We start from the raw sequence: 7,871 nt of genomic DNA, 5'->3' as shown, positions 1-7,871 counted from the left end.
TTCGCACATCTTGTTGTCTGATTATTGATTTTTCGCGAAACCATTTGATCATATGACAAGATGTGTATCCACCTTAACTTAATGATTTTTACCAAAATCATTAGGGGATTCATCAGTACCACGCAACAATTTCGCGAGTGGTGGGAATAATGTTTAAGCGAGAAGCAGAGGGGGAGAGCAGTATGACGATTTCCGCTCAGGTCATTGATACGATTGTCGAATGGATTGATGACAATCTACACCAGCCGTTACGCATCGAAGAGATTGCCCGCCATGCGGGTTACTCAAAATGGCATTTACAGCGGCTGTTTATGCAGTACAAAGGCGAAAGTCTGGGGCGCTACATCCGCGAACGCAAGCTGCTGATGGCGGCGCGCGATCTGCGTGAGTCAGACGAGCGCGTGTACGATATCTGCCTGCGCTACGGGTTTGACTCGCAGCAGACGTTTACCCGCATCTTTACCCGCACCTTCAACCAGCCGCCCGGGGCGTATCGCAAAGAGAATCACCGCCAGACACATTGAAATTGACGACATCCAGGCCGGGTAAGGCGTAGCCGCCACCCGGCTTTAACTACCAGCTGTAATTCACCGTCGCCGTCACCGTCCGGCCAATCCCGTAGAAGCACGCCGTATCGCTTGCGCATGACGCCACATACTTCGTGTCTGCCACGTTATTGACGTTGAACTGCACGCTTGCCCCTTTCAGGCTGCGGTTCATCTCGCCCAGATCGTAGCGCAGCATCGCGTCATACAGATCCACCGATGGCACCTTGAAGGTGTTCTTCGCATCGCCGTAGCTGGTGCCGATGTAGCGCATCCCCACGCCAGCGGTCAGGCTCTTCAGCGCTCCGCCCGGAACGGTATAGCTGGCGAACGCCGATGCCATATGCGCTGGAATGCGCGCAGGCGTTTTGCCTTCAGTTCCCGCCAACGTGGTGCTTTCGGTTTTTGCATCGGTGTAAGTGTAGGAGCCAATCAGGTTGATGTTATCCATCAGCGTGGCGTGGATTTCCGCTTCAGCGCCTTTCGAACGCACCTTGCCCGCATTTTCGAACCAGCCTTCAGCGCTGTTATAGGTCGCGACGTTGTCCTGAGTCAAATCGTACAGCGCCAGGGTCATCAGCGTGGTGTCGACCGGCTGATATTTCACGCCAATCTCGGTCTGCTCCCCGGTAGTAGGCCTGAATGGCGCAACGCCCGGCGCACGGTTGGTTTGCAGGTTCGGTTCAAACGAGGTGCTGTAGCTGATGTACGGCGACAGGCCAGAATCAAACGCGTACAGCAGGCCAGTGCGCCAGGTAAATTTGTTGTCGTTCTGCTGGGTTAAGCTGTTGTCGGTGAAGTCGCTGGTACGCACTTCGCTCCAGTCGTAGCGCCCGGAAACCAGCCACTCCCAGTTGTTCCAGCTCATCTGATCCTGAAGATACAGGCCCATCTGGTCGAGATTTTGCTGCTCGTCGGTGGCCGTTTTGAAGGTACTTTCATCCACGTTCACGCCGTAAACCGGGTTTGTCCAGTCGAGGTCATACTGTGAGCCGCTCCCGCGCGCCAGCAGCTGTTTATCCTTACTGGTCTTGTAATCAAACCCGCCGAGCAGGGTGTGGTTGACGCTTCCGGTCTCCAGCAGATATTCCAGCTGGTTATCAAGGCCAAATTCGTTGGTCGTGCGCTCTTCACGCTGGGCGCGACGGGTCAACACCGTGCTGTTGGCCGCGCTGTTGGCGTAAACCAGATAACGATATTTCTGCTTGATGGTGGCGTAACGGGCGTTCTGGCGGAAGGTGAGGTTGTCGGCGAACTGGTGTTCCAGCTCGTAGCCAATCATCGTCTGCTCGCGCCAGGATTGATTGTAATTCGGATCGCTGACGTCAAAGTCGCGCGGGATGTACTTCCCGTCGGCACTTTTCACCGTGCCATACGCGGGCAGGAAGTTGCGGTATCCGGCATCCGGATCTTTCTGGTAGCTGGTCAGCAGCGTAAAGCGGGTCTGATCGTTCGGGTACCAGGTGATCGCCGGGGCGATCGCCATCCGCGTCTCTTTATAATCGTCCACCTGATTATGCTGCGTACGGGCGATACCGTTCACGCGATACAGCACGCGGCCGTCGTCGCTCAGCTTGCCGCCGAAATCAAACGCACCTTCGGCGAGATCGTTATTGCCGGTGCGGAACTGCACGTTGTGAATGGCCTCCGCCGTCGGGCGCTTGCTGGTCATACTGATTAACCCGCCAGGATTCACCTGTCCAAACAGCACCGACGCCGGGCCGCGCACCAGCTCCACGCGCTCCAGCAGCCACGGGTCAACTGTGCCCGTCTGTGAGGAAGCCGTTGCGCCAAAGCTTAAGCCGTCGAGGAATTTCGGCACGTAGCTAAAGCCGCGCACAAACACCTCGTCGTTACGGTTAGACGAGCCCCGGTACTCGGTAAACACGCCCGCCGAGTAGCGCAGCGCCTGCGAAACGGAGGTGACGTCCTGCATGTTCATCTGATCGCGGGTGATCACCGATACCGACTGCGGCGTCTTCACGATCTCCGCGCTGGTCTTGGTGGCGGAGAGCGTTTTCGTCGCCACAATGCCTTTTACGGGCGCAGTGGGCTCTTCAGTCACGCCCTGCGTCACCGTAATCGTTTCTTCTTTCGTTTCTGCCTGAGCCGCGACGCTGGTCGTCGCCAGACTCAGCAGCCAGAGCTGCATTATCTTATTATTTTTAAACATTTTTATTGAACGTCCTTGGTTGCTATCGCCATAAAAACACCGGTAAAACGCCGCTGATGATATTGCAAATTATTACCATTTGCATTAGCGTTGTTAACAAATTTCGTTGGGGAACAAGCGGTAATGAAAAGGGTATGGAGTGGGTTGCTGTTGGGGATCGGCGCGCTGCCCGCCGTGGCGGCAACGTGCGAGCAGTCGTCCCGGCAGGGCGATGTTCAGGGAAAGTTTGATGCCAGCGGCGAAGTCTGCTTCTCCCTGCCCGAGCTGGATGAAAATTACGTTTCCGCCACGCTGCATGGCGTGACGGATGCGCGCCTGCTGGATGGGCAAAACCGCCGCATCCGCACGCTGATCGAAAACGGTCCTGCGGACGGGGAACACACGCTGCTGTTTGCCCTGCCGGTGAAACAGAACACCTCGCTGGTGCTACACGGCGAAGCCGGCAAGCCGTGGCGTTTTCAGTGGCGGATGAAAGAGACCTCTCCGTTACCACGCGTGCAGATGCTGGCGCCAGAAAGCCCGACGCTGAAGGCGCTGGCAAACGTCATTTCTGCCGGTGGAAGTACCGAGGCGTTCTGGCAGGCGCAGCGTCGACAGGGAACGCCGATGGTGGAGCCGGTAGATGCGAGCCATAAGCGGGTGACCTTTCTGTGGCGCGGCGCGCGGGATAACGTCTTCATTCTCGGCTCTCCGGCGGGGGATCACGATCCGCTGTTCCGTCTGGGCAACAGCGACGTCTGGTTCCGCAGCTACGTGGTCCCCGCTGATACGGTGATGCAGTACAAGCTCGCCCCCGATGTGCCGATCGTTGAAGGCTCTGCCCGCGATCAACGCCGCGCCATCCTGGTAAGCGCGCAGGCCGATCCGCTTAACCCGAATAGCTTTGGGGAGCAGAAGACCGATCGCTGGAATCGCTATTCTCTGCTCGATCTCAGCCCGGCGCGCTACTGCTCCGTTCGGGCTACGGCACAGCCGCTGTTACACGGGACGTTGAGCCGCCAGAGGCTGAGCAGCAACATCCTCGGCAATGCCCGCGACGTGATGATCTACCAACCGCGCGGCGCACAGCCTGCACGCTGGACGCTCATCCTTTTCGACGGACAGGTTTATCAGGACGAATACCATTTTGCCAACGTGCTGGACGGTCTGATTGCCCGACATCACCTGCCTCCGATTAACGTGGTGTTTATCGACAGCCTCGATCACGCCCGTCGCGGCAACGAGCTGCCGCCAAACCCGGATTTTGCTGACTTTATGGCGCACGAGCTGCTGCCGTGGCTGCGGGGGAAGGGCATCGGCATGCAGCGGCAGAAAACCGTACTGGCAGGATCAAGCTACGGGGGAATTGCCTCTTCATGGGTGGCGCTGCGCTATCCGCGCCTGTTTGGCAACGTGCTGAGCCTTTCCGGTTCTTACTGGTGGGCGCCGGAAGGTGACGCTCCCGGCTGGCTGACGCGTCAGTACCAACAGTCTCCACCGTATCCGGTGCGCTTCTGGTTACAGGCCGGGAAGTTTGAAACCACGGGACCGGGCGGCGGCATCTATCGCACCACGCAGGATTTTGAACAGGTGCTGAGGAAAAAAGGCTATCGCGTCAGCTTCCACCCCTCATCCAGCGGCCACGACTACGCGGCCTGGTGTGAAGCGCTGATCCACGGGATGCGCGATCTCACTGGCTTACGACGCCAGTGAAAACCAGCGGCGCCAGATGAAACGCAGGATAAAGAATTCGATGGCGCCGAGCACCAAAAACCACAGACAGAACAGAATGGTGTACAGCTGATTCAGATCGACCATATGAAAGGTCTGAACCAGCTTCTGCGCCAGCACCAGACCCAGCGACGGCGCGGGTAACAGCAGGCAGGAGAGCAGGGCCATCAGCAAAATGCCCCCTGCGGTGAGCAGCGATTCTAACGGGTGTTTCATCGTAATGTTAATCGTCAGTTAAAAATGTCATTGTCCGGCATCCTGAAACGTAAAGCAATATCATCCCCGCTGGCAAAATTGGGTAAAAGGCCACCGTTATTCTGCGAATTAATAACAGAAAATAGATAATATTTTCGGGGCGATTAAATTAATATCGCGTTATGTAAATAAACGTCTTTCTCACGAAAATAATTTTACAAAGCTATAGGTGCTATATCCAATTAACGTCGCAATAACAATGGCTGCGACAATGTATAACGCCAGACGCCGTCCGCGATAAATACCAAACATGCTTCCTCCTCGTTTAGTGTTGGTTTAGAAATATTTTGTAAAAATCAACGCGTCGAAATAATTTTAATCAGTTTTGAATAACCGGGTAGTCAATATATTGCGGTAGATCAATTTAACCCGCAAGACTTAAAAATGAATTATTTAAAGCCAGAAAGGAATTCCGGCTTCCGTCCACCGGATATTGAAGGAAAAATACCATGACCAAAAAAAATTTCTCGCAGAATATGCCACCCGCAGGCGGGCAGGCGTACCAGCAGACCGTAGAGCAGGTGCTTGCTCAGGCGCAGAGCCAGGCTAATGGCCTGGACCGTGCCGAGGCGCAGGCGCGTTTACAGAAGCATGGCCCGAACGCGCTGCCGGAGAAAAAAGGCAAGCCGGGCTGGCTGCGTTTTCTCGCGCATTTTAACGATGTCCTGATTTACGTCCTGCTGGCAGCCGCCGTATTAACGGCAGTAATGGGACACTGGGTTGATACGCTGGTTATTCTGGGCGTGGCGGTAATCAATGCCTTAATTGGCCACATTCAGGAAAGTAACGCGGAAAAATCCCTGAAGAGTATTCGCAATATGCTCTCCAGCGAGGCGCGCGTTATTCGTAACGGCAACCATGAAACTATCCCGACGACGGAAATCGTCCCGGGCGATATTATTGTGTTGCGCGCAGGAGATCGTATACCGGCGGATATGCGCTTAATCGAAGCGCATAATTTACGCGTGGAAGAGGCAATTCTGACCGGTGAATCCACCGTGGTGGATAAACACACGAACCCGCTGAACGGCGAATTACCGCTGGGCGACCGCACGAACCTGGTCTTTTCCGGTACGACGGTAAGCGCGGGCGGCGGCGTTGGCGTGGTCATTGCCACGGGCCAGGAGACCGAACTCGGCCACATCAACCAGATGATGGCGGGCATTGAAAAACACCGCACCCCGCTGCTGGTGCAGATGGACAAGCTGGGTAAAGCGATCTTCGCCATCATTCTGGCGATGATGGCCGCGCTGTTTGTCTTCAGCCTGGTGTTCCGCGAGATCCCGATGGGCGAGCTGCTGCTCTCCCTGATTAGCCTGGCGGTAGCCTCCGTGCCGGAAGGTCTGCCGGCGATTATCTCCATTATCCTCTCCCTGGGCGTGCAGGCGATGGCGCGCAAGCGGGCGATTATCCGCAAGCTGCCGACGGTTGAAACCCTGGGCGCGATGACCGTGGTCTGCTCGGATAAAACCGGCACCCTGACCATGAACGAGATGACGGTGAAAGCCATCATCACCGCCGACACCTGCTATCGCGTGGACGGCAACAGCTACGAGCCGGTGGGCAACATCTACCTCGAAGGCAGCGACGAGCCGGTGCAGATCCAGCCGGGCACCGTGCTGGAGCAGTACCTGCGCACCATCGACCTGTGTAACGACAGCCAGCTGATTCAGGACGAGCGTGGCCTGTGGGGCATCACCGGCGGGCCAACCGAGGGCGCGCTGAAGGTGCTGGCGGCCAAGGCCCACCTCGAGCCGGTCGTGACCACGCTGGTTAACAAGATCCCGTTCGACTCTCAGTACAAGTACATGAGCACCCACTACCAGATTGGCAGTGAGGAGCAGATTTTGATTACCGGCGCGCCGGACGTGATTTTCGCCCTGTGTGAGCAGCAGCAGACCCGCAACGGTGCGCAAGCCTTTGACCGCGCGTACTGGGAAACGGAGATGGAGCGCTATGCGCGTCAGGGGCTGCGCATGGTCGCCGCGGCGTTCAAGCCAGCGAACGGCGAGCAGGCATTAACTCACGACGACCTGAGCCACGGTCTGATCTTCCTCGGCATTGCCGGGATGATGGATCCGCCGCGTCCGGAAGCGATTGAGGCGATTAACGCCTGCCAGCAGGCGGGGATCCGCGTGAAGATGATCACCGGGGATCACCCGCAGACGGCGATGAGCATCGGCCAGATGCTGGGGATCACCAACAGCGAGCAGGCGGTTACCGGCTACCAGCTGGAGAAGATGGACGACGCCGAGCTGGCGGAAGCGGCGGTGAAGTATGACATCTTCGCCCGTACCAGCCCGGAGCATAAGCTGCGCCTGGTGAAAGCGTTGCAGGACGAAGGCGAAATCGTCGGCATGACCGGTGACGGCGTGAACGATGCCCCGGCGCTGCGCCAGGCGGACGTGGGTATCGCGATGGGCATCAAAGGCACGGAAGTGACCAAAGAGGCGGCGGACATGGTCCTGACGGACGATAACTTCGCCACCATCGCCAGCGCGGTAAAAGAGGGGCGTCGCGTTTACGACAACCTGAAGAAGACCATCCTGTTCATCATGCCGACCAACCTGGCGCAGGGGCTATTGATTGTGATTGCGCTGCTGGCGGGGAACATCATTCCGCTGACGCCAGTGCTGATCCTGTGGATGAACATGGCGACCTCCGCCACGCTCTCCTTCGGCCTGGCCTTCGAGGCCGCCGAGCGCAACATTATGCGCCGCCCGCCGCGTCAGACCGGGCAGCACGTGATGGACGCCTACGCCGTCTGGCGCGTGGCCTTCGTCGGCACCATGATTGCCATCGCCGCCTTTGCGCTGGAAGCCTGGCTGGCCCCGCGCGGCCACAGCGCGGAGTTCATCCGCACCGTGCTGTTGCAGATGCTGGTCTGCGCCCAGTGGGTATACATGATTAACTGCCGCAATACCGACGGGTTCTCCCTGAACCGCGGCCTGCTGGCGAACAAAGGGATCTGGCTGGTAACGTGCGTACTGTTCCTGCTCCAGGCGGCGATTATCTACCTGCCGTTTATGCAGATGCTGTTCGGCACCGAAGCGCTGCCGCTGCGCTACTGGTTCGTGACGCTGGCGGTGGCGGGCGTGATGTTCTTCGTCGTCGAAATCGAGAAGCGACTGACCCGCAGGTTCCGTAAGGCTGCATAACCTTTTGCCCTCACCCTAACCCTCTCCCAC

Annotated in this window: 5 protein-coding genes; 3 read left to right on the top strand and 2 right to left on the bottom strand. The window is 57.5% G+C overall.

Annotation, left to right across the window (positions count from 1 at the left end; genetic code table 11):
* The first annotated feature begins 182 nt into the window (after positions 1–182).
* Positions 183–524, top strand: coding sequence for a RamA family antibiotic efflux transcriptional regulator (locus ACOTX5_RS15050; protein WP_032670430.1), 342 nt, complete (start codon positions 183–185; stop codon positions 522–524).
* 49 nt (positions 525–573) lie between these two features.
* Here the strand turns inward: ACOTX5_RS15050 and ACOTX5_RS15045 are convergent, their stop codons facing one another.
* Entirely contained in the window at positions 574–2,718 is a 2,145-nt protein-coding gene (locus tag ACOTX5_RS15045) for a TonB-dependent siderophore receptor (RefSeq protein WP_045910685.1), read from the bottom strand.
* 123 nt (positions 2,719–2,841) lie between these two features.
* Between ACOTX5_RS15045 and ACOTX5_RS15040 the strand changes: the two genes are divergently transcribed.
* Positions 2,842–4,410, top strand: coding sequence for an alpha/beta hydrolase-fold protein (locus tag ACOTX5_RS15040; protein ID WP_045910684.1), 1,569 nt, complete (start codon positions 2,842–2,844; stop codon positions 4,408–4,410).
* Here ACOTX5_RS15040 and ACOTX5_RS15035 read toward each other — a convergent pair.
* Positions 4,396–4,644: a DUF1158 domain-containing protein gene (locus ACOTX5_RS15035; RefSeq protein WP_003858875.1), complete on the bottom strand. Its 249-nt coding sequence runs from the start codon at positions 4,642–4,644 to the stop codon at positions 4,396–4,398. The genes ACOTX5_RS15040 and ACOTX5_RS15035 overlap by 15 nt on opposite strands.
* 488 nt (positions 4,645–5,132) lie before the next feature.
* On the opposite strand from ACOTX5_RS15035, the gene ACOTX5_RS15030 reads away from it, so the two are divergent.
* On the top strand, positions 5,133–7,841 hold the full coding sequence (locus ACOTX5_RS15030; RefSeq protein ID WP_045910683.1) for a cation-transporting P-type ATPase: 2,709 nt from the start codon (positions 5,133–5,135) through the stop codon (positions 7,839–7,841).
* The last annotated feature ends 30 nt before the right edge of the window (positions 7,842–7,871 follow it).

Source organism: Enterobacter cloacae complex sp. IR5441 (assembly GCF_049238215.1).
GTDB lineage: Bacteria > Pseudomonadota > Gammaproteobacteria > Enterobacterales > Enterobacteriaceae > Enterobacter > Enterobacter hormaechei_C.
Note: the sequence above shows the minus strand (reverse complement) of the source record. Positions and strands in the feature narration are given on the sequence as shown.

Excerpts from the sequence above, each read along its gene's own strand:
- ACOTX5_RS15050 (WP_032670430.1), top strand. The coding sequence starts at position 183 with ATGACGATTTCCGCTCAGGTCATTGATACGATTGTCGAATGGATTGAT.
- ACOTX5_RS15045 (WP_045910685.1), bottom strand. The coding sequence starts at position 2,718 with ATGTTTAAAAATAATAAGATAATGCAGCTCTGGCTGCTGAGTCTGGCG.
- ACOTX5_RS15040 (WP_045910684.1), top strand. The coding sequence starts at position 2,842 with ATGAAAAGGGTATGGAGTGGGTTGCTGTTGGGGATCGGCGCGCTGCCC.
- ACOTX5_RS15035 (WP_003858875.1), bottom strand. The coding sequence starts at position 4,644 with ATGAAACACCCGTTAGAATCGCTGCTCACCGCAGGGGGCATTTTGCTG.
- ACOTX5_RS15030 (WP_045910683.1), top strand. The coding sequence starts at position 5,133 with ATGACCAAAAAAAATTTCTCGCAGAATATGCCACCCGCAGGCGGGCAG.